Genomic DNA, 24,462 nt, shown 5'->3' with positions numbered 1-24,462 from the left:
CGGTTCTCTGCTCATATTCTCGGTTCTCTGCTCATATTCCCGGTTCTCTGTTCATATTTCTAATTCTCTGCTCATATTTCCGGTTCTCTGCTCATATTTCTGGTTCTCCGCTCATATTTTCGTTCTTTGCTCATATTTCCAGTTCTCCTCTTATTATTTTTCCACCATCTACCATTAATGTAAAAAAAGACGACCTTTATTCATGTTTCGAATAAAAATCGTCTCTTTATCTATTGATATATATGAACAAATGGTTCTTTCTCATTTGCATTTCGAACAATTAATGCTTCTTGTCCACTAACGGACGAAATGGATACTTGGACATTAATATAGTCAGGGAAAAGCTCCATTACTTTACCAGCTACATATTGTGTAAAGCCAACCGCTTCGGATTTACCATAGAATTGAATTGGAATATCAATTTTCAACTCTTGTAGTTGATCATCGATATAGTAAGCTCTACCAATTACTCCATTAAAATTCGGGAAGTACTTTTCGATATCTTGTTTAAAGTTTAGAAATAATTTGTTATCGTCACGATGGTCTTTTTCTGCGTCAGAAGATGGGAATAAGTAATATTTCTCGTTTACTTTTTCCCAATCGGAAATTTTCGTTTCACCTTGACCTACTTCTGTATAGGCAACAAAGTTTCCTGGAACTACCGCATTTTTCTCTTGTTGCTCATAAAGAGCAATCGTAATTGGAACATTTTTCAAATCCTCATCTTTTCGCAAACGATTTAGCACTTCTTGGGCGATTTTTTTCCCTTCAGCCATCATCTCGTCATAAGGAATGTCTGTATCAAAAACGGCACCGAATTCTTCTTTTTGATAATAGTGAGTCGAGTTTAAAGCAAGTCCAATAACAACTCCGCCTAAACCTACTTTATCATCTGACTTACGCACCATATAATTATGTTCAAGAATATGGGCTAAATAAAGAGGGTTCTCTTCGTTTCGTTTATCGATATCACCTTTACCTGGATCAATAGGATTCAAGCCAAGATTCTCTGATTCCTTCATTTTCTCTTCTTTCAGTTGATCACTTGTATATTTACGTTCCAGCCAACTTTTTACCTCTTTCGAAGATAAGTATTGGCCTTCTTTAAAGAAATATTTATCTGGACTAAAGCTTTCTTGCGCAATACGCATTAAGCCCATTTCCATTTCATTCATATCGTAACGAGTATTTAAATTCGAAACGACCTGCCCACGCGCTTTACTTGGCTCAAATGGTAAAATCGTTTGATAATATTCATCAGAGATTTTGTATTTCGGGATAATCGCTTTTGTCTCGTTATCTTTGGTCTTTTGTCCCCCTTGTTCTTGGCTATCATACTTAGGAGCACATCCTGATAAGAGAAGCAAAAATGCTAACCCCATACACAAGATTCGTTTCATGGTTTACACCTCTTATTTCTTTAGTTCTTCTATTAGTTTCTCCTCGTCCCATACCTCTACGCCAAGCTCTTGTGCTTTTGCTAATTTCGAACCAGCATCCGCACCTGCGATGACTAAATCCGTTTTCTTACTTACACTGCCAGCTACTTTCGCCCCTTGCGCTTCAAGCTTCTCCTTTGCCTCATTTCGAGTTAGCACTTCTAGCTTACCAGTTAGCACTACTGTTTTGCCAGCAAAGTATGAATCACTATCTTCAGCCGTTACAAGCTTCGGACCTTTGTACGTCATGTTGACGCCAAAGTTACGTAATTCTTGGATTAGCTCTGCCACTACTGGCTGTTCAAAGAATGTTACAACGGAGTCTGCCATTTTATCGCCGATTTCATTAATGTTCTTTATATCATCGAAAGACGCTTGTGCTAATGCATCCATTGTTTCGAATTGCTGAGCCAGCGTCTTAGCCGCTTTCGCACCTACATGACGAATTCCTAGACCAAATAATAAACGCTCTAAAGAGTTTGCTTTCGATGCTTCAATAGCTGCTAATAGTTTCGTTGCTGACTTCTCTCCCATTCGCTCTAAGCCAAGCAATTGCTCTTTCGTCAGCTTATATAAATCCGCTACATCTTGAATTAAGTTTTCTTGGAATAGCTGTGTAATTACTTTCTCACCGCATCCGTCGATATTCATTGCAGTACGGGCAACAAAGTGAATTAGCCCTTCACGAATTTGTGCAGGACATTTCGGATTAATACAGCGAAGTGCAACCTCTCCTTCCAAGCGGACAAGCTCACTACCACACTCTGGACAATTTGTTGGCATTTTAAAATCTTGCTGTTCACCTGTTCGACGCTCAACAAGCACATTAACCACCTTGGGGATAATGTCGCCTGCTTTTTTCACTACTACATAATCACCGATTTTAATATCTTTGTCTCGAATTAAATCTTCATTATGCAGAGAGGCGCGCCCTACAGTCGTACCTGCCACACGAACCGGCTCTAGAATAGCCGTAGGTGTGACAACCCCTGTTCGTCCAACACTTAATTCTATATCAAGTAATTTTGTCACTACTTCTTCAGCTGGGAACTTATAAGCAATGGCCCAACGAGGGCTTTTAGCCGTCATTCCAAGCTCATCTTGCTGTGCCAATGAATTCACTTTAATAACGATGCCATCAATTTCATATGCTAAATTTGGGCGCTTTTCTGTCCAGCTATTCACATATTGGATTACTTCTTCTATGTTTGCACATGTCTTGCGCTCTTTATTTGTCTTAAAGCCCAATTCATCTAACAAATCTAAACCTTCACTATGAGTGACAATCCCAGTTCCACCTAAATCAGCAATGCCGTATAGAAAAACATCTAAATTTCGTGACGCTGCGATTCGAGGATCTAATTGACGAAGTGAACCAGCTGCAGCATTACGAGGATTTGCGAACAAATCTTCTTCACGTTCAGCTCGAGCTACGTTTAAATTCTCAAAAGACTTCTTCGGCATAAACGCTTCGCCACGTACTTCGAATGTTAATGGCTTTTTAATGCGAAGAGGAATGGATTTTATTGTTTTTAAATTTGCTGTAATATCCTCACCTATTGTACCATCTCCACGCGTAGCGCCACGAACGAATAAACCTTCTTCGTACATTAAGGAGACAGCTAAGCCATCAATCTTCAATTCACACACATAAGAGTAATTGTCTCCAATTCCTTGGCGAACTTTTCGATCGAAATCTAATAAATCTGCTTCATTAAAAGCATTGCCTAAGCTAAGCATCGGCGTTTGATGTTCTACTTTTTGAAAAGCATCAAGCACCGCTCCACCAACGCGCTCCGTTGGTGAATCCGGTGTTTTTAACTTTGGAAACTGTTCTTCAATAGCAATCAGTTCATGGATAAGCTGATCATATTCCGCATCAGGAACAGATGGGTTATCAAGCACATGATATTCATAATTATATTGATTTAAAATATTGTGTAGCTCTGCTACTCTCTTTTCGGCAGTCGTTACATCCATATGACCAGCCCTTTCTTTACACTTTTTCTATTGGAGCAAAAGCCGCTAATAAGCGCTTAATACCTGTAGGACTTGGGAATGCAATATCTAACTCTTTCTTATCGCCTTCACCTTTCACACTCACAACTGTTCCTACTCCCCATTTCTTATGCTGTACCTTATCACCCACACCTAAAGCCAAATTATTACCACCTGTTTGAACAGGTGCTTTTACTGGCTGTGCAGCTACGGCAGCACGTCTTGAAGAGAAAGTGCTTGTACTTCTTGGAGAAGATGCTCTTTTTTGACGCTCTTCCTCACGGATGTCTATGAGTAGGTTACTTGGAATTTCACTAATGAATCGAGAGACTGGATTGCAATTAGTGCGACCAAATAGTGTACGCATTTGTGCATTTGTTAAGAACAATTCTTGTTCAGCACGTGTAATACCCACGTACGCTAGACGGCGTTCTTCTTCCATTTCCTCTTCTTCCATAAGTGAACGACTATGTGGGAAGACACCTTCTTCCAATCCAAGCAGAAAGACAATCGGGAACTCTAACCCTTTCGCCGAATGAAGAGTCATCAATGTCACACCTTCTTGTGGTGTTTCATCTTTATCTAATTGATCGATATCTGCTACAAGGGCTAAGTCGGTTAAAAAGGCAACTAAGCTCTTATCTTCATTGTTCGCTTCAAAGTTGTTCGTAACAGATAAGAATTCCTCTAAGTTTTCAAGACGACTTTGCGCTTCTAATGATTTCTCAGCTTTCAACATTTCGTTATAACCCGTTTTATCTAATACTTCTTCTACAAGCTCTGTAACCGATAAATAGTCTTGCATATTTGTATAGGCTTGAATTAAATCACAGAATTCACGAGCAGCTTTCGTAATTTTTGGACTTAAACCAATTAGGTCAATATTCATCAGCGCATCAAACATTGACGTATCTTGCATCACAGCAAAATCAGCAATTTTATCAAGTGATGTTGAACCAATTCCTCGCTTCGGTACATTAATAATACGACGCAAACTAATATCATCATGCGGGTTGGAAATTAATCGTAAGTAAGCAAGTACATCTTTAATCTCTTTGCGATCATAGAACTTCACGCCGCCCACGATAGAATATGGTAAGTTTGATTTTAGTAAAAATTCCTCCATCACACGGGATTGAGCATTCGTACGATAAAGAATAGCTACATCACTTAAGTTCTTTCCATTATTTCTTGTAGCCTCCAAAATCTTACTCACAACAAAACTAGCTTCTGCTTGCTCGTTATCAGCTTGATAATATTGAATTTTTTTTCCTTCATCATTATCAGTCCATAGATTTTTCGGCTTACGGTTACTATTGTTAGCGATAACTTCATTTGCCGCTTCTAGTATTCGTTTTGTCGAACGGTAATTTTGCTCTAGGAAAATCATATTCGCATTGCTATAGTCTTTCTCAAACGAAAGAATATTAGCTATATCTGCTCCACGCCAGCGATAAATCGACTGATCTGAATCACCAACTACACATAGATTTTTAAAGCGTGCAGCTAGCATTTTTACTAACATATATTGTGCACGGTTTGTATCTTGATACTCGTCCACATGAATATATTGAAATTTACGTTGGTAAAATTCAAGCGTTTCAGGAACTCGCTCGAACAAAAGAATTGTCTTCATAATCAAATCATCAAAGTCTAAAGATTGATTTTTACGAAGGCGTTTTTCATATTCTTTATATACATCACTCACGACTTTTGAAAAATAATCAGCCGCCGTTTTCTCATATTCTTCACTGTTGATTAGTTCGTTTTTAGCCGAACTTATAGCTCCTAATAAAGCACGAACATCATACTTCTTAGAATCTATATTTAAATCTTTTAAAATTTGTTTAATAACCGATTGCTGGTCCGTCGTATCCAGAATAGAGAATGTACGACTATAACCAATACGATCAATATCTCTTCTTAGAATTCGTACACACATCGAGTGAAACGTTGAAATCCAAATGTTTTCCGCATCAGGACCAAGTAGCTTTCCAATACGTTCTCTCATCTCACGCGCTGCTTTATTTGTAAAAGTAATCGCAAGGATGCTCCAAGGAGCTACTCCTTTCTCTTGCATTAAATAGGCAATTCGGTGCGTTAGCACACGCGTCTTACCACTACCAGCACCTGCCATAATAAGAAGCGGTCCTTCTGTCGTTTGGACAGCCTTTCTCTGCTCAGGATTCAAACCTTTTACGAGCAATTCTGCATTTCCCATATTTACACCACCAATAAGAACATTCGTTCTATATATTATACTGTATTTATTAACCGTTGTGGAATGTATTAATCAGAAAGTTTTGCGGCCTTAACCGTTTTTAAAGCTTCTGTAAAATTATCATAAATAATGTTACCAACGACAATGACATCGGCATGCTGTGCCATTTCTTTTGCTTGTTCAACTCCTGTAATACCGCCACCATAAAACAATGTTGTATTCTCTAGTTTCGCTTTAACGCTTTCAACAACCTCTGGATCACCATACATACCGCTATATTCAAGGTAAAAAATGGGCAATGAAAACATTTTTTCTGCCATTTCACCATAAGCTACTACATCTTCTTTCGAAAGCTCTGTATTTGCATTCGTCACTTTTGCCGCTTTGCATTCTCCGTTCAAAATACAGTATCCTTCAATATGGATTTCATCCCAATCCATTACATCACCAAATTCTTTTACCGCTTGCTGATGTAACTCAACAATCCATTTAGGATCACGACTATTTAATACACTAGGAATGAAATATGAATCAAACCCAGGCGTAACCATTTCAATTGAGGATACCTCTAACACGCAAGGTACACTATATCTACGCACACGTACCATAAGACCAAGTACATTATCTAGCGTAACACCATCTGTACCACCAACCATTATAGCATCTGTTCCAGATTCACAAAGTTGTTCTAATTGTTCATCATTTAGTTCTTTATTTGGATCGAGTTTGAACACATGTTGCCACTCGCTGTAATCGTACATAATACTACCCCCAATCTTTCTACCATTTCATCATTATAGCATTAAAAAAACATAGAAAAAAAGCTCTTAAGAAAAGCTGAAGCGCCTTATATTTTCCTAAAAAAAGAAAACGACAGGCAATATGCCTGTCGAATTAATTCTCTTCTTCTTTCTCTTCTTCTTTCTCTTGTTCAATTCGGTTCAATGCCATTGTATACGCATCATTACCATAATTTAAGCAACGCTTCACACGTGAAATCGTAGCTGTACTTGCTCCTGTTTCAGTTTCAATCTTATGATAGGTTTTGCCTTCTTGAAGCATCCTAGCAACTTCCAGTCGTTGAGCAAGAGATTGAATTTCGTTAATAGTACATAAGTCATCGAAGAATCGATAGCATTCTTCTAAATCTTTTAAAGACAAAACAGCGTTAAATAGCTGATCAAGATCTTTTCCTCTTAGTTTATCAATCTGCATATAGTTACTCCTTTGTTCACATAAATATATCATTAAATACCCTAAATGTAAGCTTATAACCTAAAACCATAGAATATTGTTGTAAAATATACATTAATTAGCATCATTGAAAGATGACATTTGACTCAAGGCCTGGATTATCAGGAATAACATTCACCCACGTTTTCCCTGGTACAAGTTTAGCCTCTTTTCCATCTTTCATGAAAGTAATCCTATTGTCAATAAATTGCCACTGTATTTTATTCCATTTACCTTCTTGTAACAAGAATGCGTTTCCACCTGAAGAGAAATCAATATCACGACGCCCTTGACTATCAACGATTTCATGCGGTGCTTCTAAAATAACTATATTATTTAGCGCAACAGGCTCTTCTGTATCATTATCAACTGTTTGAACACCGTCACTGTAACGACTATATTGCTTTTCAGCTTCATCATACTTATAAGTGACATCAAATGTACTAGAGCCATATTTCACCGTTACATTTGTTGCTACTTCACCTTCAAGAGACTTTAATTCTTTTTCACTTAGGAAAGTAAGTTCTTTTGGTTGTTTTTCAAGATCAAAGGATTGCTCTTCAGCACCCTTTTCAATATTAGTAAATGTTATATAAGAATTATGAGGTGCTTTGCGTGATTTGTCACGTTCAAAGAGCGTTCCATCATAAAATAATCCATTTAAATTGTCAATATAGCCTGAATCAAGTAATTGTTTAGCTTCTGGACTATATCCATGACAAATATAAATACTATTTAAACCTTTTGCTAACTCAATATAATAATCTCGAGCGCTTCTTACAGGCCCTACTCTCTCTGGCTCTTCACTTTGATAAACCGCCAAAAATCTTGTTACATCACCTTCCGCTAACATTTCATAAACAAGGTCTGCTTGTTGCAAACCACTTTGTGGACGCGCCTTTGGATGATTGTTGATCATTACTGCGATCGGTCTCTTGTTAATTTCATCATCTGTTGTTTCTCCAGTTAAAGGATAGACGTATTTTATTTCATCTTTAACTTCTACCTTTTTATCAACAGGCTTGTCTTCTTCTGTTTCTTTTTCTTTACTGCAGCCTACAATTAACAAGGAGGCTACCAATATACAAGAAATAGTTTTAAGCTTCATAATGATTTCTCCATTCCACATTAGGTTTGCACAAATGCCTTCTTTATTATTTTAACGCATTATAGTCGGAAAGAGTACTGTCTTATTCATAACATCATACATTCCTGTCGGTGTAATGCGAATATATGGCAGATGGGTTGAAGAGAAGAACAATAGACTATATACAGGATCCGTATAATTATAGCCTCTTTCTTTCAACAACTGTGTCAGCTTTTTCTCTTCTTCAATTAATATTCCCATCGGTTTATCAGACATAATTCCTTTAAGGGAAAGTGGTAATCGATGAAGTACTTGGCCATGTTCCGTAAGCACTATGCCGCCACCCATTCTCTTTAGCTCTTGCATAGCGAGAAACATATCTTCTTTACGCTTACCAATGACAATAATATCACCTGTATTAGAAAACGAACTTGCAAAACCACATAATTTATTCGCAAATCCTTTAATAACCGTATTATTTCGCCATTTTCCATATCGATCTATCAGCATGAAGAAACATTCATCATGATCAAAATCTAGTTCATCATAAGACATATCACGTGTAACCGAATATGGTTTCATAATAACATCGTTAACCATTTCAACACCGAACGGCATCGAAAACTGTAAATCATCTTGTGTAAGATCCCAATCCAATTGAAGAGGTTCGAGGTTATAATCGGACCAATTAATAGTATAGTCCTGCTTCTGTTCCTTTCCATCTTTCAACATCCATTTTCCTTTAGCTAAAACAGAGACTGGCGTAGGATTAGTAGGATCAGTTAAGAAGTTAATATTAGCCACACGTCCTGTATTGATATTGCCATGTAAGTATTCCAAATTATAATGACGAGCAACATTGATTGTTGCCATATTATACGCATCTATAATCGGAACGCCATGTTCAATACAAATAGCAATGAGACGGTTCATTACACCTTTTTCATAAAAAACAGGTGACGAACCATCCGTGTTAAGAAAGAACTTATCATAACGGTCAATACCTAACTCATGAATTTCATCAATCATTTTCGGTAAATCGGGTCTAATGGATGAGTGACGAAGTGAGACAGAATAACCTTGCATCAATCGATTCATAATCTCTTCCCCAGTCATCGCTTCATGATCACAATCAGCTCCAAGCAATGTCATCTTTGCCAATGTTTTCTCAGAAGCTCCTGGAAAATGTCCTTCAATTTGCTTTCTCATTCTCTTTGCTTCTTGAATCCAATGTAACATTAGGTCATCACCATCAAGTAGCTTTGGCCATCCCGTTAACTCTCCACCTTGCAATACAGCATCATGTTCAAGCCAAGATTTAATATTTGCATGAGAAAACACAGTTTCTTCATTCGGAATTTCAGTTTGCGGATCAAAACGGCACCACCAATACATAGACATCGGTGAATTTCTAAATTCCTTCAACAAGGAAAACGCTTTCTTTTTTTCTAAATGCAAAAATAACATCATATTGTCATTAATAAGCGTAGTGGTTCCCGTTAACGATGCATAATGAGAAAAAGTCTGGGGATTATATAATTGAAATGGATGAACATGAGGTTCAATATATCCTGGGACTAAGAATAAAGATGTACAATCAACTACTTCACAACCATTTATATTCTCAGGCAGTTTAGGACCCACATAGATGATACGATCATCATAGATCCAAATGTTCGCAACTAACCATTTCCGTAACGTTTGATTTAAGTATGTTGCATTTTTTAATAATATTTGCGGTGACCTTTTGCCATCTAATATGGCGATATGCTCACGCAGTTGTTTATTCTTCCACCTATAGCGCTGCTCTAGCATGAACATCCCTCCAAGATTTTGTTTTATTATAATAGCGCTCTAGCTTTTATTACAGTTTTGTATCTATGTTAACATATTTGGTTAATTTTACACAGTAATGTTTCACAACTTTCAGTTAACATTTTGTGAAAGGAGCTTTCAATCATGTTGAAATATAAACCAAACATCTCTACTATGAATGCATTATTGCGAATAACATGTGGATTAACCATGTTGTCTTGGCTTACTGCAAAAATGGTAAGAAGACCTTGGAAAGAATCTTATATCATTTGGGTAATCATCGCAAGCATGAAGGTTGCAGAAGGTATTGTACGCTATTGTCCAATGACCTCTCTCTTTAATAAAGGGCAGAATATGGTTCAAGAAATGATGGACGATATGGATACCATGGACTTCACTATGTTCCAAGATGAATCCTCTACAAATACAGACTCAAACCCTAGTTAATTCACCTATCTTACTTCCGTTTCTTTTAGTAGCGGAAGTTTTTTTATCCCGTTCTAACTTGCGCTAAGACTCCCACTCCAAAACGAAAGTAAAAGCGAAGACATTTAAGTGGGAGATTAAGCACCAGTATAAACCCGATTGGTTCAACTAATAATCGGTGTTGGATGGACGAACACCCTCACCGATTAAAGTTTCACTTTATTATAATAAAAATGGATGTCTAAAAGCCATGCTTAGTTAGACATCCACTTTACGTTACTTCACCGAAACTTTAATAACTCTATGTCCAATATCGCTTCGATAAAATAGGGCATCGCACGACACTTTCTTGATTTCTTCGTATACTTTTTGTTTAGCATCTTCAAGTGTTGCACCTTTTGCAGATAAGAACAATACACGTCCACCATTCGTTACTGTGTTACCTTGCTCATCAAGTGCTGTACCAGAATGATATACATGCACATCTCGGTCGATTGTATCCAATCCAGTAATTACATCGCCTTTGTTATAATCTTCTGGATAGCCTTTTGCTGCTAGAACTACACCTAGTACAGCATCATCAGACCACTCAAGTTCAAAGTCTTGCCCTGCACGAACAGCATCTAGTACATCTACTAAATCTGAATTTAAGCGTGGCAGAATCACTTGCGTTTCTGGATCACCAAAACGAGCATTAAATTCAATCACTTTAAGGCCTTTTGCTGTCAGCATTAATCCCGCATAAAGAATTCCGGAAAACGTACGACCTTCACTTATCATCGCTTGTGCTGTTGGATGAACGATTGTTTCCAATGTTTCTGCAATCACTGCATCTGAGATTTGTGGTACAGGAGAATAAGCACCCATACCACCTGTATTAGGACCTTGATCGCCATCGAATGCACGCTTGTGATCTTGAGCGATGACCATTGGATACACTTTATCACCATTTACAAATGAAAGAAGAGAAAACTCTTCACCTTCTAGATACTCTTCAATTACAACACTTGCTGATGCTGTACCGAATTTCGCATGTAACATCATCTCTGATAAAGCTTCAATTGCTTCCTCATTAGTCATCGCCACGACAACGCCTTTACCAGCAGCTAAACCATTCGCTTTAATAACAATCGGCGCCCCCATTTTCTCTACATAGGTTTTCGCTTCTTCAAACGATGTAAATGTTTCATAAGCGGCTGTTGGGATCTCATATTTCTTCATTAAATCTTTGGCAAAACTTTTGCTTCCTTCGATTTCAGCTGCATTTTGATGAGGGCCAAATGCCTTTAAACCAGCTGCTTCTAGCTTATCAACAAGACCTTCTAATAAAGGTACTTCTGGACCAACAAATGTCCACTCGACATTATTCTCTTTAGCGAATGCAATCAGTTGCTCCTGCTCATTTTCAGCAATCGAAACAAGGGTAGCAACATCTTGCATACCTGGATTACCTGGTGCTACAAACACTTTAGAAACGTGCTTACTTTCCGAGAATTTACGAGCAATCGCATGCTCACGTCCACCACGACCAACAACTAAAACGTTCATTCCATGCCAACCTCCATTTTAATGTTTAAAATGTCTAACTCCCGTAAATACCATTGCAATACCTGCTTCATCAGCAGCTTTAATCGAATCTTCATCACGGATGCTACCACCTGTTTGAATAATTGCTGTAATACCAGATTTCGCTGCTACTTCAACCGTATCACTCATCGGGAAGAATGCATCAGAAGCGAGTCCTGCACCTTTTGCTTTTTCTCCAGCTTGCTCAAGAGCAATTTTTGCTGAGCCTACTCGATTCATTTGACCGGCACCAACACCTAAAGTCATTTGACAATTGGATACAACAATAGCATTTGATTTCACATGCTTAACAACTTTCCATCCCAACTTCAGCGCTTCCCACTCTTCGTCTGTAGGTTGACGTTTAGTTGGAATTGTAATGTTCGCATTCTCTAAAGAATATATATCTGCATCTTGTACTAATAAGCCGCCTTCCACTGATGTAAGTACTTTTTCCGCTACATTGTCTTCGCTGAAAGGAATTGTTAAGAGACGAAGATTCTTCTTGCTTGTTAACACGTCCAATGCTTCTTGAGAGAAGCTTGGTGCGATGATGATTTCTAAGAAAATCCCATGTAACTTTTGCGCTGTTTCAACATCTACTTCACCATTTAAAGCAATGATTCCACCGAAAATAGAAGTTGAATCTGCTTCATATGCTTTTGAGAATGCTTCAAATATTGTTTTACCTGTACCAACACCACAAGGGTTGTTATGCTTAACCGCTACTGCTGCAGGGCCTTCAAATTCTTTAACAATTTGTAGAGCAGCATTTGCATCATTAATGTTGTTGTATGAAAGTTCTTTTCCATGTAATTGTGTTGCATTAGCAATTGAGAATGTAGAACCTAGAGGTTTTTTATAAAATGCTGCTTGTTGATGTGGGTTTTCCCCATAGCGTAAGCTTTGTTGTAAATCGTATGTGTACGTAACGCTTTCTGGTTGTTTCTCTCCTACTAACTCAGTCATATATTGAGAAATGACGCTATCATAAGCTGCTGTATGACGGAATACTTTTGCTGCTAACGTACGACGAGTTGCAAATGTTGTTTTGCCTTCTGCTCTGTACTCAAGCATTACTGTTTCATAATCAGCTGGGTCTACTACCACTGTTACATACTCATGGTTTTTCGCAGCTGAACGTAACATTGTTGGTCCACCGATATCAATATTTTCAATTGCATCTTCAACCGTCACATCTTCTTTAGCAATTGTTTGTTGGAACGGATAAAGATTTACACATACTAATTCAATTGGTTGAATGCTATGTGCCTCGATTTGCTGTTTATGATCTGGGTCATCATGTCTAGCAAGCAAGCCACCATGTACATTAGGATGTAATGTTTTTACACGTCCATCTAAAATTTCAGGGAAGTTTGTAACATCGCTAATTCCGATTACTTCTACGCCTGCTTCTTGTAATGCTTTGCTTGTTCCACCTGTAGAAATAATTTCAAACCCAACTTCTTTTAACTGTTTCGTAAACTCTACGATTCCTGTTTTATCGGATACACTAATTAACGCTCTTTTTGTCATGATCAAATGTCTCCCTTTCTATTTAGAAAAAACGTACTAACCATGGTTTGTAAAAGTAACACAATTCATCGAAACCTCATTTCACATGCATTGCATGACTTTTGTTTAACCGTGATACTTGTCTTGTACTTAATCTACTTAATTACCGATCTATGCTAAAATCTTGCGCAACACATCAGGATATAACCAATGTTCTGTATCTTGAATACGCGTCTGTAACGTTTCTCTCGTGTCGCCTTCCATAATATCAACAGCTTGTTGAGCAATGATGGGTCCTGTATCCATACCTTCATCTACATAGTGAATCGTGACACCAGTAATCTTCACCCCAGCATTGAATGCTTGTCCAATCGCATCTTTACCAGGAAAGGCTGGAAGAAGAGATGGATGAATATTAATGATTTTTTGTGAGTATGCACCAAGAAGCTTTTCTCCAATAAGACGCATATAGCCCGCTAATATAATGAATTCTACATCTCGTTCACGCAGTTCGTGTAAGATTTCTGTTTCAAATGCCACTTTACTTTCGTAGTCTCTTGCTCTAAAGATAAATGTAGGGATATCCTCTTTCTTAGCTCTTTCAACGGCAAAAGCACCAGGTTGATCGCATACTACTAAAGCCACTTCAGCTTGTAATGTACCTTGTTTGATATAATCAACAATGCTTTGTAAGTTACTTCCACTGCCTGAAGCAAAAATCGCAATTTTTTTCATGGCCTTATTTCCCCCAGTGTACGCCTTGTTCTGAAACAACTTTACCGATTTCATAAGCCTTTTCACCAAGTTGTTCAAAATGAGCTACCGCGGCTTGAGCTTCTTCCGCTGGAACAACTACAACCATGCCAATTCCCATGTTGAAGATGTTATACATTTCATCTTCAACTAAATTGCCTTCTCTTTGTAACAATTGGAAAATTGGATGTACTGGCCAAGCACCTTTATTGATTTCAACACCTAATCCTTCTGGTAGCATTCTTGGAATGTTTTCAATAAAACCTCCACCTGTAATATGTGCCATACCTTTTACATTGAATTGTTTTATAGCTGAAAGTAATGACTTTACATAGATTCTTGTTGGCTTTAATAATTCTTCACCAATTTTGCAACCTAATGTTTCGTCATACTCATGCAAATCTTTCCCTGCGTCTTGTAATAACACTTTACGCACTAACGAATAGCCATTACTGTGAATACCACTTGAGGCTAGCCCAATTAAAACATCACCTGAAGCAATATTTTCGCCTGTAATTAAGTTCTTCTTCTCACATGCACCTACTGCAAATCCAGCCAAATCATATTCTTCCTCATCATACATACCAGGCATTTCAGCCGTTTCTCCACCAATTAAAGCAGCGCCTGCTTGTTCACATCCTGTTGCCACACCTTTTACAATCGATTCGATTTTATCTGGATGTGCCTTACCACAAGCAATATAGTCTAAGAAATATAACGGTTCAGCACCTTGTACCACAATATCATTTACACACATCGCTACCGCATCTATTCCGATTGTATCGTGTTGATCCATCATGAAAGCTAGCATCAGCTTCGTACCAACTCCGTCCGTTCCTGATACGAGAACTGGCTCTTCTAATCCAAGTGTAGATAGGTCGAACATTCCACCGAAACCGCCTAAACCACTCAATACACCTGGACGCATTGTTTTTTGTACATGTTTCTTCATCTTGCTCACGGCTTCATAACCAGCTTCTATGTCTACACCAGCTTGTTTGTATGCATTTTCCATTAGTCGAACCTCCATTTATAACGGGATAAAGCAGCATAATACATGCTGCTTTATTTTATTCCGAATTTTCAATCATCACTTTAACAAGTCGTCTTATGCGATTCAGCTTCTATCTCTTCATAAATCTCTGTTGGATAATCACCATTAAAGCACGCTAAACAACAGCCTTTTATTCCATCTCCCAACGGACTACTAATCGCTTCAACCATTCCTTTCTCACTTAAGAAAGTTAATGAATCTGCTTCAATCAATTCGCGAATTTCTTCAATTGAATTATTAGCAGCGATTAATTCTTCACGTATTGACGTATCGATTCCATAGAAGCATGGATTTTTAATCGGCGGTGAGCTGATAACAACGTGCACTTCTTTCGCTCCTGCTTCTTTCAACAATCTCACAATTCGTCGGCTTGTCGTTCCACGAACAATTGAATCATCTACCATGATGACACGCTTTCCTTCAACAACCTTACGAACAGGCGATAACTTCATCTTCACACCTTGCTCACGCAATGATTGAGAAGGCTGAATGAAGGTACGTCCAACATAGCGGTTTTTAACTAATCCCATTTCATATGGAATACCCGCTGCTTCTGCGTAACCAATTGCTGCTGAAATGCTTGAATCTGGAACACCTGTTACCACATCTGCATCTATTAATGCTTCCATCGCTAATTTTTTCCCCATGTTTTTGCGTGCTGAATGCACATTTATGCCGTCAATATCACTATCCGGACGAGAAAAATATACATATTCCATCGCACACATTGCATGATTATTAGATGAAGTAAAGCGTTCGGCTTTCACACCTTGATCACTAATAATCAACATCTCGCCTGGCTCTATATCTCGAATGAAAGTAGCTCCCACAATATCAATTGCACACGTCTCAGATGCTACAACATATCCATTGCCTAACTTAGCGAGTGAAAGTGGACGCAGCCCATATGGATCACGAGCTACAATCATTTCTTTTTCACCCATAACAAGGAAAGCATATGCCCCTTTGACAAGACTCAATGCATTCTTAACACGATCTTTTAAACTTATGAGACCAGAACGTCTAATTAAATGAGCTACTACTTCCGTATCTGAAGTGGTTTGAAAAATACTCCCCTGTGCCTCAAGCTGTGCCTTCAATTGAGTAGCATTCACTAAATTGCCGTTATGTGCAAGACCCATACTTTCGTTTTGAAAGTGGAAGAGAAGGGGTTGAACATTCTCAATCCCGCCCCCACCAGCTGTTGCATAGCGAACATGCCCAATCGAACCTATACCATGAACATCTTTCATCTTCTCTTGTGAAAGTACTTCAGTCACTAAACCTTCGCCCTTCACACCGATTAACTTCTCGCCATCTGTCAGCACCATTCCAGCTCCTTCTTGGCCACGGTGTTGCAGACTGTGCAATCCATAATAAGTGATTTGAGCCGCATCTGCATGCCCCCAAACACCTATAACACCACACTCTTCGTTTAGACCTTTTATTTCAGCAAGCATGGTATTGCTCCTTTCCAAGCCGATTGTAGATCTTTCACTTGCTCTTGAAGAACTGTTTCATTGTTTTCGTTAATAATAACTAGTGAATCAGATTTTGTTACTTCACCGATGTGAATGGAATCTTCTACAAGTTGCTCAAACTGCGCTTGCTGACCTTGAGGTACAGATACTAGAAAACGAGATTGTGTTTCACTAAATAGCGCAGCGACAATATCACCTTTCACCGTTACATTCGCACCTAATTCTTGGTGACCGAACAATGATTCAGCAAGTGCAACCGCAAGTCCCCCTTCTGCAAGATCATGTGCAGAAGCAACTACACCCGCACGAATTGCAGCTAGAAGTTGTTGTTGACGCTTTTCTTCTATTTGTAAATCAATAGAAGGCGCTGGTCCAAAGATTTTGCCATTTAACATTTTTTGAAGCTCTGTTCCGCCCCATTCTGGCTTCGTTTCACCAATTACATAAATCGCATCGCCTTCATTTTTGAAGTTTTGCGTTGTAATATGCGCTAAGTCTGTTACGAGACCAACCATACCGATAACTGGTGTTGGGTAAACAGCTTCACCATTTGTTTCGTTATACAATGAAACGTTACCGCCGATAACAGGAGTTGATAATTCACGACAAGCTTCGCTCATACCATCTGCCGCTTTTTCAATTTGCCAGAAAATTTCCGGTTTCTCTGGATTACCAAAGTTCAAGCAGTCAGTAATGGCAAGAGGCTCTGCACCCGAACACACGATGTTACGTGCTGCTTCGGCAACGGCGATTTTTCCGCCTGTTACTGGGTCTAAGTAGATGTATCTTGAATTACAATCCGTTGTCATTGCTAAAGCTTTATTTGTTTCACGAATACGTACAATTGCTGCATCTGAACCAGGTGCTACTACTGTATTTGTTCGTACCATATAGTCATATTGATCATAAACCCACTCTTTACTAGCAATCGTTGCTTGTGAAAGAAGTTTGGATAATGTTTCACCATAGTTTTCGATAACTGGTGTTTCAAGCGTTATACCTTGATATTCACTAAAATAAGCTGGTTCTAAAGAAGGCTTATTATAAACTGGCGCATCTTCTGCTAATGCATCAACTGGTACATCTGCTACTGCTTCACCTTTATGAAGAAGACGAAGTTGCTTATCATCTGTTACACGACCAATTGCAACAGCTTCTAAATCATATTTAGAGAAAAGATCAACGATTTCTTGTTCGCGTCCCTTCTTTACAACAATTAACATTCTTTCTTGTGATTCAGAAAGCATCATTTCATAAGCTGTCATGCCCGTTTCACGTTGTGGCACTAAGTCTAGATTCATTTCGATACCTGAGCCTGCTTTACTTGCCATCTCTGCTGATGAACTTGTAAGACCCGCTGCTCCCATATCTTGAATACCAACTAGGGCATCGCTATGGATTAATTCAAGACAAGCTTCAAGTAATAATTTCTCCATAAACGGATCGCCTACTTGAACCGCTGGACGATTATCTCCAGATGTTTCTGTTAGCTCTTCCGAAGCAAATGTTGCACCGTGAATACCATCACGACCTGTTTTTGCTCCAACATACATCACTGTATTACCAACGCCGTGCGCTTGACCTTTTTTAATATCTTCGTGGTTAATTAAACCAACGCACATGGCATTTACAAGTGGGTTGCCTTCATAGCAGTCCTCGAATTGGATTTCACCACCGACTGTAGGAATACCAATACAGTTACCGTAACCTGCAATACCAGCAACTACTTCTTTAAATAAATACTTCGTACGTGGTGTATTTAGCTCACCAAAACGTAAAGAGTTTAGTAGAGCAATAGGACGTGCCCCCATAGAGAAAACATCACGAATAATACCGCCGACACCTGTCGCAGCACCTTGATATGGTTCAATTGCTGATGGATGATTATGCGATTCAATCTTGAACACTACTGCTTGATTATCACCGATATCAACAATCCCAGCTCCTTCTCCAGGACCTTGAAGCACTTTCTCTCCTGTAATAGGGAATTTCTTTAATACTGGTTTAGAATTTTTGTACGAGCAATGTTCTGACCACATAACAGAGAACAGACCGATCTCTGTATAATTCGGAAGACGTCCTAGAATTTTAGTTACCATTTCGAATTCTTCAGGAGAAAGTCCCATTTCCGCATAAATTTTATCTGATTGAATTTGTTCTGGACTTGGCTCAAGCAGTAACGACATGTGATTCCCTCCAATGTTTAACTATAGATTGAAATAACTTTAATCCGTCCGCACTTCCTAGCAATGAATCTACCGCACGCTCAGGGTGTGGCATCATTCCTAGTACATTACCTTTTTCATTCGTAATGCCAGCGATATCTGCTACACTACCATTTGGATTTGTCCCCGCATATGTGAAAGCAATTTGGCCATTATCTTTCAATTGTTGTAGTGTCGCTTCATCACAATAAAAGTTTCCTTCACCATGTGCGATTGGAATTGTAATAATCTCTTTATTGCCGTAAGCATTTGTGAACATAGTATTATTGTTTTCTACTTGTAATTCAACATTACGGCACATGAAATGCAAGCTTTCATTACGTCTCATTGCACCTGGTAAAAGACCTGCTTCTTGAAGAATCTGAAATCCATTGCATACACCTAACACAGGTTTACCCTCATGAGCAGCTTTAATTACTTGCTCCATTACATTAGAAAAACGAGCGATTGCACCACAGCGAAGGTAATCACCATAAGAGAAACCACCTGGTAATAAAATTCCGTCATACTGAGATAAATCCGTTTCAGTATGCCAAATGTAATCGACTTCCTCACCTAACTCATCTTTAATCGCGTGATACATATCTACGTCACAGTTGGACCCAGGAAACACGATGACTGCAAATTTCACTGCGCGACAACCTCCTCAACATCATAGCGATAGTCTTCGATTACCGTATTAACTAATAACTTTTCACATACTTCTTTCACAACTTCATTTACATCACGGTCGCTTTTCTCGATTGTTAACTCCATATATTTTCCGATACGAACATCTTGCACTTCAGAATATGAAAGGCTATTCAATGAATGTTGAACGGCTGTTCCTTGTGGATCTAATACACTTTCTCGTAATGTTACATAAACTTTTACCTTATACATGTTGAGCTCCTCCAAGTCTAGTTAAAATCTTTTCATAAGCATCAGTAATATTTCCTAAGTCACGGCGGAAGACGTCTTTATCCAGCTTTTCACCTGTAGTTGCATCCCATAGACGGCATGTATCTGGCGAAATTTCATCCGCTAACAAAATTTCACCATCAGCTGTTTTACCAAATTCAAGCTTGTAATCTATTAATCTAATGTTAATTGTTGCAAAGAACTCTTTTAAAATATCATTTACTTGTAATGCTTTTTCTGTAATTTCTTTAATCTCTTCTGGTGTTGCAATTTCTAATAATGAAATATGGGCTTCTGTAATTAGTGGATCCCCTAGATCATCATTTTTATAATATAACTCTACGATAGGATATCTTAATCCAATACCTTCTTCTATTCCTAAACGCTTTGATAGGCTACCTGCTGCTACATTACGAACAACCACTTCTAATGGAATGATGTTTACTTTCTTCGCTAAATGCTCACGATCTGAAAGCTTCTCAATAAAGTGAGAAGGAATTCCCTTTTCTTGAAGTTTTACAAATAAAAGACTTGTAATCTCATTATTTAAAACACCTTTACCTTGAATATCTTCTTTCTTCTCGCCATTAAAAGCTGTAGCTTGGTCTGTATATTCTAACCAAACCACATTTTCATCATTTGTTGCATACACTCTTTTCGCTTTTCCTTGATATAGTAACGCTTGTTTTTCCATGTCGTAGCCCCTCCAAATTAGGAATAGTGGGAATTATGAAACTTTACAAATCCCTCATATTTGTTATTTGTCGATAGTACTCATCAAAATATTACGTATATTCAAATTCTTCCGAAAACAAAATATAAAGTGAAACATTAATCTGTGGGTGTTTCGTCCATCCCCCAACGATTATTAGTTGAAGCAATCGGGTTCTTACTGGCGCCTTACCTGCCATTTTAACGTATTCGACTTTACTTTCGTTTTGAAGCGGGAGTCTTAGCGTCAGTTAGAACGGAATAAATGTTAAACCTCTTTAGGAGAACATCCGGAAGTGAACAACTCACTTCCGAGATGTTTATCTAATTGTTCTTACAATCCTACACGTTCAAAAATAACGTCAACGTTTTTCAAGTGATAGTTATAATCGAAGCAGTCTGCAATTTCTTCTGGTGAAAGAAGACTAGTGATTTTATCATCACTTTCAATTAATGTACGGAATTGTACTTGCTCATCCCAAGCTTGCATCGCTCTAGGTTGAACTGTATCATACGCTTCTTCACGTGCAAGACCTTTATCAATTAACGCAAGTAGAACGCGTTGTGAGTAGATTAAACCTAATGTGCGATCCATATTACGTTTCATGTTATCTGGGAACACCGTTAAGTTTTTCACGATATTACCAAAACGATTCAGCATGTAATTCAATGCGATTGTAGCATCTGGAAGAATAACACGCTCAGCTGAAGAGTGTGAAATATCTCTTTCATGCCATAATGGTACATTTTCATAAGCAGTCATCATGTATCCACGAATAACACGAGCAAGCCCCGTCATATTTTCAGAACCGATTGGGTTGCGTTTATGCGGCATTGCAGAAGAACCTTTTTGACCTTTAGCGAAAGCTTCTTCCACTTCACGTGTTTCACTCTTCTGCAAACCACGAATTTCAACTGCGAACTTCTCAATAGAAGTAGCAATTAATGCAATCGTGCTCATGTAGTGCGCATGGCGATCACGTTGTAACGTTTGCGTTGAAATCGGAGCAGGCTTTGTTCCAAGTTTTTCACAAACATATTTCTCTACAAAAGGATCGATGTTTGCATATGTACCAACTGCTCCAGAGATTTTTCCGTACTCAACACTTTCTCTTCCCGCTTTAAAACGTTCTAAATTACGTTGCATTTCTGCATACCATAGTGCTAATTTTAAACCAAATGTTGTCGGCTCAGCATGCACACCATGTGTACGTCCCATCATAACAGTGTATTTATGTTCTAATGCTTTGTTTTTTAAAATTTCAACAAAGCGCTCTAAATCCGCTTGTAGAATATCATTTGCTTGCTTTAACAAATATGAGTTTGCTGTATCAACAACATCAGTAGAAGTTAAACCATAATGTACCCATTTACGCTCTTCACCAAGTGTTTCAGATACCGCACGTGTAAATGCCACTACATCATGGCGAGTTTCTAATTCAATTTCAAGGATACGATCAATATTGAAAGATGCATTCTCACGAAGAAGCTTTACATCTTCCTTTGGAATTACTCCTAGTTCTGACCAAGCCTCGCAAGCTAAAATTTCAACTTCTAGCCATGCATTAAAGCGATTCTCTTCCGTCCAAATCGCACCCATTTCTGGTCGTGTGTAACGTTCAATCATGTTCAAATTCCTCCAATTTTTCGTATCTACTTCATTACCATATATTGCTTCGTTCTGCTTCATTTAACGCTTCAATTACTGATTTACGTAAAATATTCACATGCCCCATCTTCCGCTTAACCTTTGCTTCTGATTTGCCGTACAAATGAATTTTCCAATTATATAATTCAGGAATTTTCTTCAATAATGATTCCATATGTTCACCAAGAATATTCACCATTACCACTGGCTTTAACAAAGTAGTATCTGCAAGCTTCCAATTGCAAACTGCTCGAATATGCTGTTCAAACTGGGATGTTTCACAGGCTTCCATCGTATAGTGACCTGAATTATGCGGTCTCGGTGCCAATTCATTAATGTAAATTTTCTCTTCTTCTGTTATGAACATTTCAACCGCTAATGTTCCTACAAGTTTCATAGAGTTTGCAATGAGCAGCGCTTTTTCAATTGTTGCATCCTCTGTTCGCTTGGAGATTCGAGCTGGTACAATTGATTGATATAATATATTTTCGCGATGTATGTTTTCAGCCACAGGAAACACTTTCGTTTCACCATCCAAATTGCGCGTCACAATAACAGAGATTTCTTTCACGAATGGTACCCATGCTTCTAAAACGCAATCGCCATGATTCAAAATTTCTGTTGCTTGCTCGATGTCTTCCTTATTTCTAAGAACTAGCTGCCCTTTACCATCGTATCCACCTGTTGCTGTTTTTAATACACTTGGATATCCGATAATGTCTACTTGCTCATATAGATCAGCTACGTTTTGAATCACCGCATAAGGGGCAACTTCAACCCCGGCTTCCGTAATTGCTGCTTTTTCAATGATTCGATTTTGACTAATTTTCAACAATTCCGAACCTTGGGGTATATAAGCATGCTGCTTTAACCACTCAAGTGCTTCACCATTAATATTTTCAAATTCAAATGTAATAACATCGCTTACGTTAGCAAGTTCCTGCAGTGCTTGTAAATCATTATATTGCGCTGTAATCTCTATATCCGCCACTTGACCACACGGACAATTTGGTGTTGGATCTAAGACAGCAATATTAAATCCGGATGCTTTCGCTGCCAAAGCCATCATTCTACCTAATTGACCGCCACCAATAATTCCAATAGTTTGACCGGGTAAAATAACTCTATTTAAGTTGTTCACTGCTCTCTAACACCTTTTCTCTAGTCTCATTTCGCATTTCTTCTAATTTACCTGCTAAGGACTCGTCAAATGCGGATAAAATTTGTGTTGCTAGCAATCCAGCGTTAGTTGCTCCCGCTTTTCCAATCGCTACAGTCGCAACCGGTACACCACCTGGCATTTGCACAATGGAAAGAAGTGAATCTAAACCATTTAAAGCTCTAGATTGCACAGGAACACCAATGACAGGTAAAGTCGTCTTCGCTGCTACCATTCCTGGTAAATGCGCAGCTCCTCCTGCACCTGCAATAATGACCTTAATTCCTTTCTCTCTCGCACTTTCTGCATATTCAAACATTAAATCAGGTGTTCGATGCGCCGAAACGACCTGCTTCTCATATGGTATTTCAAATTTATCTAATTCTTCGCACGCGTATTTCATCGTATCCCAGTCCGAAATACTCCCCATAATAACGCCAACCTGAGGCCTCATCATTTCCCCTCCTATTTGAAATGCCGTCACCGGTGAATGGCTAGACATCGTAAAAAGCTGAAACGGCTTGGTCAGCCTCGAGAGGCTAGCCGTTGAAGCTAGATTGATTTGAAATGCAGACATGCAGAAGACAGACCTCACAGAAAATCCATCTCTGAAAAGGAACAGCTTATGCATAATATCGAGCTAAACATGAACAAATAACTTGCTTTTTTTATAAAAACATTCAACTAATTTTATACCCTGTTTTACACATAAAAAAACCGAATAGTCTACTTCCACAAGAGAAAGTAAACTATTCGGGAACTGTTTTTATCCCAAAAGCTTCTACAAGAAGAAGAGACAACGCACCCTAAATAGCCTGTACTTTCTCTCATAGTCCGATCATTTACGGTAATCAGGTAGAAACTTATGGGCCATATTCCCAAGATTATATGAGAGTTACTGTTATTCTAGATTCATATTAACAATCAACCGTATTTACTGTCAACCAATAATCGAACAATAATAACATAACTTATTTAATCGTTCGCTTTTTACTATATTTTTTGGCCATCAAACACAATTTTTCTTCCTTCAGGTTCATAAATAGTTTCACCGTTCTTAATAACCTCTTTAAATACCGGCTTTTCAATTCGCCTAACTGGCATATAACCTTCTAGCTTCATGCGCTCTAAACACATATCAATCGTTTCATTTTCTTTCACTTCAAATTTCTTCTTTGCAGTCATACAGTACCGCTTCCTCCATTTTCATGTAAAAATTTTCTTCGTTCAT

Annotated in this window: 21 protein-coding genes and 1 riboswitch; of the genes, 1 reads left to right on the top strand and 20 read right to left on the bottom strand. The window is 38.4% G+C overall.

Going from position 1 to position 24,462, the window contains the following annotated elements; all coding sequences use genetic code 11:
* Positions 1–230 precede the first annotated feature (230 nt).
* From V7014_RS01775 to V7014_RS01745, 7 genes are all read right to left on the bottom strand, one after another.
* Positions 231–1,400: a CamS family sex pheromone protein gene (locus tag V7014_RS01775; protein WP_335503510.1), complete on the bottom strand. Its 1,170-nt coding sequence runs from the start codon at positions 1,398–1,400 to the stop codon at positions 231–233.
* 12 nt (positions 1,401–1,412) lie between these two features.
* Positions 1,413–3,419, bottom strand: a complete 2,007-nt coding sequence (ligA, locus tag V7014_RS01770; protein WP_335503506.1) for an NAD-dependent DNA ligase LigA — start codon at positions 3,417–3,419, stop codon at positions 1,413–1,415.
* Between the two features lie 16 nt (positions 3,420–3,435).
* Positions 3,436–5,658: a DNA helicase PcrA gene (gene pcrA, locus V7014_RS01765; protein ID WP_335503504.1), complete on the bottom strand. Its 2,223-nt coding sequence runs from the start codon at positions 5,656–5,658 to the stop codon at positions 3,436–3,438.
* Between the two features lie 68 nt (positions 5,659–5,726).
* On the bottom strand, positions 5,727–6,419 hold the full coding sequence (locus V7014_RS01760) for a heptaprenylglyceryl phosphate synthase (protein WP_335503502.1): 693 nt from the start codon (positions 6,417–6,419) through the stop codon (positions 5,727–5,729).
* A 133-nt stretch (positions 6,420–6,552) separates the two neighbouring features.
* Positions 6,553–6,873: a YerC/YecD family TrpR-related protein gene (locus tag V7014_RS01755; RefSeq protein WP_335503499.1), complete on the bottom strand. Its 321-nt coding sequence runs from the start codon at positions 6,871–6,873 to the stop codon at positions 6,553–6,555.
* Positions 6,874–6,976: 103 nt separating this feature from the next.
* Positions 6,977–7,999, bottom strand: a complete 1,023-nt coding sequence (locus V7014_RS01750) for a DUF3048 domain-containing protein (RefSeq protein ID WP_335503497.1) — start codon at positions 7,997–7,999, stop codon at positions 6,977–6,979.
* A gap of 51 nt (positions 8,000–8,050) precedes the next feature.
* On the bottom strand, positions 8,051–9,793 hold the full coding sequence (locus V7014_RS01745; RefSeq protein ID WP_335503494.1) for an adenine deaminase C-terminal domain-containing protein: 1,743 nt from the start codon (positions 9,791–9,793) through the stop codon (positions 8,051–8,053).
* Between the two features lie 144 nt (positions 9,794–9,937).
* Between V7014_RS01745 and V7014_RS01740 the strand changes: the two genes are divergently transcribed.
* Positions 9,938–10,240: a YgaP family membrane protein gene (locus V7014_RS01740; RefSeq protein ID WP_335503491.1), complete on the top strand. Its 303-nt coding sequence runs from the start codon at positions 9,938–9,940 to the stop codon at positions 10,238–10,240.
* 255 nt (positions 10,241–10,495) lie between these two features.
* Here V7014_RS01740 and purD read toward each other — a convergent pair whose 3' ends face one another.
* The 13 genes from purD to V7014_RS01675 form a co-directional block, all read right to left on the bottom strand.
* Positions 10,496–11,767 carry a phosphoribosylamine--glycine ligase gene (gene purD, locus V7014_RS01735; RefSeq protein ID WP_335503487.1) on the bottom strand — a complete coding sequence of 424 codons (1,272 nt, stop codon included), beginning with the start codon at positions 11,765–11,767 and terminating at the stop codon, positions 10,496–10,498.
* Between the two features lie 18 nt (positions 11,768–11,785).
* Positions 11,786–13,321: a bifunctional phosphoribosylaminoimidazolecarboxamide formyltransferase/IMP cyclohydrolase gene (gene purH / locus V7014_RS01730; RefSeq protein ID WP_335503484.1), complete on the bottom strand. Its 1,536-nt coding sequence runs from the start codon at positions 13,319–13,321 to the stop codon at positions 11,786–11,788.
* A gap of 150 nt (positions 13,322–13,471) precedes the next feature.
* The gene (purN, locus tag V7014_RS01725) at positions 13,472–14,035 is read right to left on the bottom strand and encodes a phosphoribosylglycinamide formyltransferase (protein ID WP_335503481.1); all 564 of its coding nucleotides are present in this window, start codon (positions 14,033–14,035) and stop codon (positions 13,472–13,474) included.
* Positions 14,036–14,039: 4 nt separating this feature from the next.
* Positions 14,040–15,068 carry a phosphoribosylformylglycinamidine cyclo-ligase gene (gene purM / locus V7014_RS01720; RefSeq protein ID WP_335503478.1) on the bottom strand — a complete coding sequence of 343 codons (1,029 nt, stop codon included), beginning with the start codon at positions 15,066–15,068 and terminating at the stop codon, positions 14,040–14,042.
* A gap of 80 nt (positions 15,069–15,148) precedes the next feature.
* Positions 15,149–16,567 carry an amidophosphoribosyltransferase gene (gene purF, locus V7014_RS01715; RefSeq protein WP_335503474.1) on the bottom strand — a complete coding sequence of 473 codons (1,419 nt, stop codon included), beginning with the start codon at positions 16,565–16,567 and terminating at the stop codon, positions 15,149–15,151.
* Positions 16,552–18,774 carry a phosphoribosylformylglycinamidine synthase subunit PurL gene (gene purL / locus V7014_RS01710; RefSeq protein ID WP_335503472.1) on the bottom strand — a complete coding sequence of 741 codons (2,223 nt, stop codon included), beginning with the start codon at positions 18,772–18,774 and terminating at the stop codon, positions 16,552–16,554. The genes purF and purL overlap by 16 nt, the downstream gene beginning before the upstream one ends.
* Positions 18,758–19,444, bottom strand: coding sequence for a phosphoribosylformylglycinamidine synthase subunit PurQ (gene purQ, locus V7014_RS01705; protein ID WP_335503469.1), 687 nt, complete (start codon positions 19,442–19,444; stop codon positions 18,758–18,760). Before purQ ends, purL begins: the two co-directional genes overlap by 17 nt.
* Complete coding sequence (purS, locus tag V7014_RS01700; RefSeq protein ID WP_335503467.1) at positions 19,441–19,695, bottom strand: phosphoribosylformylglycinamidine synthase subunit PurS; 255 nt, start codon at positions 19,693–19,695, stop codon at positions 19,441–19,443. Before purS ends, purQ begins: the two co-directional genes overlap by 4 nt.
* A complete protein-coding gene (gene purC, locus V7014_RS01695; RefSeq protein ID WP_335503466.1) occupies positions 19,688–20,407 on the bottom strand; it encodes a phosphoribosylaminoimidazolesuccinocarboxamide synthase in 720 nt (239 codons plus the stop codon). The genes purS and purC overlap by 8 nt, the downstream gene beginning before the upstream one ends.
* Before the next feature lie 351 nt (positions 20,408–20,758).
* Positions 20,759–22,051, bottom strand: a complete 1,293-nt coding sequence (purB, locus tag V7014_RS01690; RefSeq protein ID WP_335503462.1) for an adenylosuccinate lyase — start codon at positions 22,049–22,051, stop codon at positions 20,759–20,761.
* Positions 22,052–22,085: 34 nt separating this feature from the next.
* Entirely contained in the window at positions 22,086–23,213 is a 1,128-nt protein-coding gene (gene purK, locus V7014_RS01685) for a 5-(carboxyamino)imidazole ribonucleotide synthase (RefSeq protein ID WP_335503459.1), read from the bottom strand.
* On the bottom strand, positions 23,197–23,685 hold the full coding sequence (gene purE / locus V7014_RS01680; protein WP_335503455.1) for a 5-(carboxyamino)imidazole ribonucleotide mutase: 489 nt from the start codon (positions 23,683–23,685) through the stop codon (positions 23,197–23,199). The genes purK and purE overlap by 17 nt, the downstream gene beginning before the upstream one ends.
* 356 nt (positions 23,686–24,041) lie before the next feature.
* A riboswitch (purine riboswitch) is annotated at positions 24,042–24,143 on the bottom strand.
* Positions 24,144–24,224: 81 nt separating this feature from the next.
* The gene (locus V7014_RS01675) at positions 24,225–24,416 is read right to left on the bottom strand and encodes an NETI motif-containing protein (protein WP_335503452.1); all 192 of its coding nucleotides are present in this window, start codon (positions 24,414–24,416) and stop codon (positions 24,225–24,227) included.
* Positions 24,417–24,462 lie beyond the last annotated feature (46 nt).

Source organism: Bacillus sp. JJ722 (assembly GCF_036963345.1).
Taxonomy (GTDB): domain Bacteria; phylum Bacillota; class Bacilli; order Bacillales; family DSM-1321; genus Bacillus_AD.
This window is presented reverse-complemented; position numbering and strand designations above follow the sequence as displayed.

Bases quoted from the DNA above. Each gene is read 5' to 3' on its own strand.
- V7014_RS01775 (WP_335503510.1), bottom strand. From the start codon at position 1,400: ATGAAACGAATCTTGTGTATGGGGTTAGCATTTTTGCTTCTCTTATCA.
- ligA (WP_335503506.1), bottom strand. From the start codon at position 3,419: ATGGATGTAACGACTGCCGAAAAGAGAGTAGCAGAGCTACACAATATT.
- pcrA (WP_335503504.1), bottom strand. From the start codon at position 5,658: ATGGGAAATGCAGAATTGCTCGTAAAAGGTTTGAATCCTGAGCAGAGA.
- V7014_RS01760 (WP_335503502.1), bottom strand. From the start codon at position 6,419: ATGTACGATTACAGCGAGTGGCAACATGTGTTCAAACTCGATCCAAAT.
- V7014_RS01755 (WP_335503499.1), bottom strand. From the start codon at position 6,873: ATGCAGATTGATAAACTAAGAGGAAAAGATCTTGATCAGCTATTTAAC.
- V7014_RS01750 (WP_335503497.1), bottom strand. From the start codon at position 7,999: ATGAAGCTTAAAACTATTTCTTGTATATTGGTAGCCTCCTTGTTAATT.
- V7014_RS01745 (WP_335503494.1), bottom strand. From the start codon at position 9,793: ATGCTAGAGCAGCGCTATAGGTGGAAGAATAAACAACTGCGTGAGCAT.
- V7014_RS01740 (WP_335503491.1), top strand. From the start codon at position 9,938: ATGTTGAAATATAAACCAAACATCTCTACTATGAATGCATTATTGCGA.
- purD (WP_335503487.1), bottom strand. From the start codon at position 11,767: ATGAACGTTTTAGTTGTTGGTCGTGGTGGACGTGAGCATGCGATTGCT.
- purH (WP_335503484.1), bottom strand. From the start codon at position 13,321: ATGACAAAAAGAGCGTTAATTAGTGTATCCGATAAAACAGGAATCGTA.
- purN (WP_335503481.1), bottom strand. From the start codon at position 14,035: ATGAAAAAAATTGCGATTTTTGCTTCAGGCAGTGGAAGTAACTTACAA.
- purM (WP_335503478.1), bottom strand. From the start codon at position 15,068: ATGGAAAATGCATACAAACAAGCTGGTGTAGACATAGAAGCTGGTTAT.
- purF (WP_335503474.1), bottom strand. From the start codon at position 16,567: ATGCTTGCTGAAATAAAAGGTCTAAACGAAGAGTGTGGTGTTATAGGT.
- purL (WP_335503472.1), bottom strand. From the start codon at position 18,774: ATGTCGTTACTGCTTGAGCCAAGTCCAGAACAAATTCAATCAGATAAA.
- purS (WP_335503467.1), bottom strand. From the start codon at position 19,695: ATGTATAAGGTAAAAGTTTATGTAACATTACGAGAAAGTGTATTAGAT.
- purC (WP_335503466.1), bottom strand. From the start codon at position 20,407: ATGGAAAAACAAGCGTTACTATATCAAGGAAAAGCGAAAAGAGTGTAT.
- purB (WP_335503462.1), bottom strand. From the start codon at position 22,051: ATGATTGAACGTTACACACGACCAGAAATGGGTGCGATTTGGACGGAA.
- purE (WP_335503455.1), bottom strand. From the start codon at position 23,685: ATGAGGCCTCAGGTTGGCGTTATTATGGGGAGTATTTCGGACTGGGAT.
- V7014_RS01675 (WP_335503452.1), bottom strand. From the start codon at position 24,416: ATGACTGCAAAGAAGAAATTTGAAGTGAAAGAAAATGAAACGATTGAT.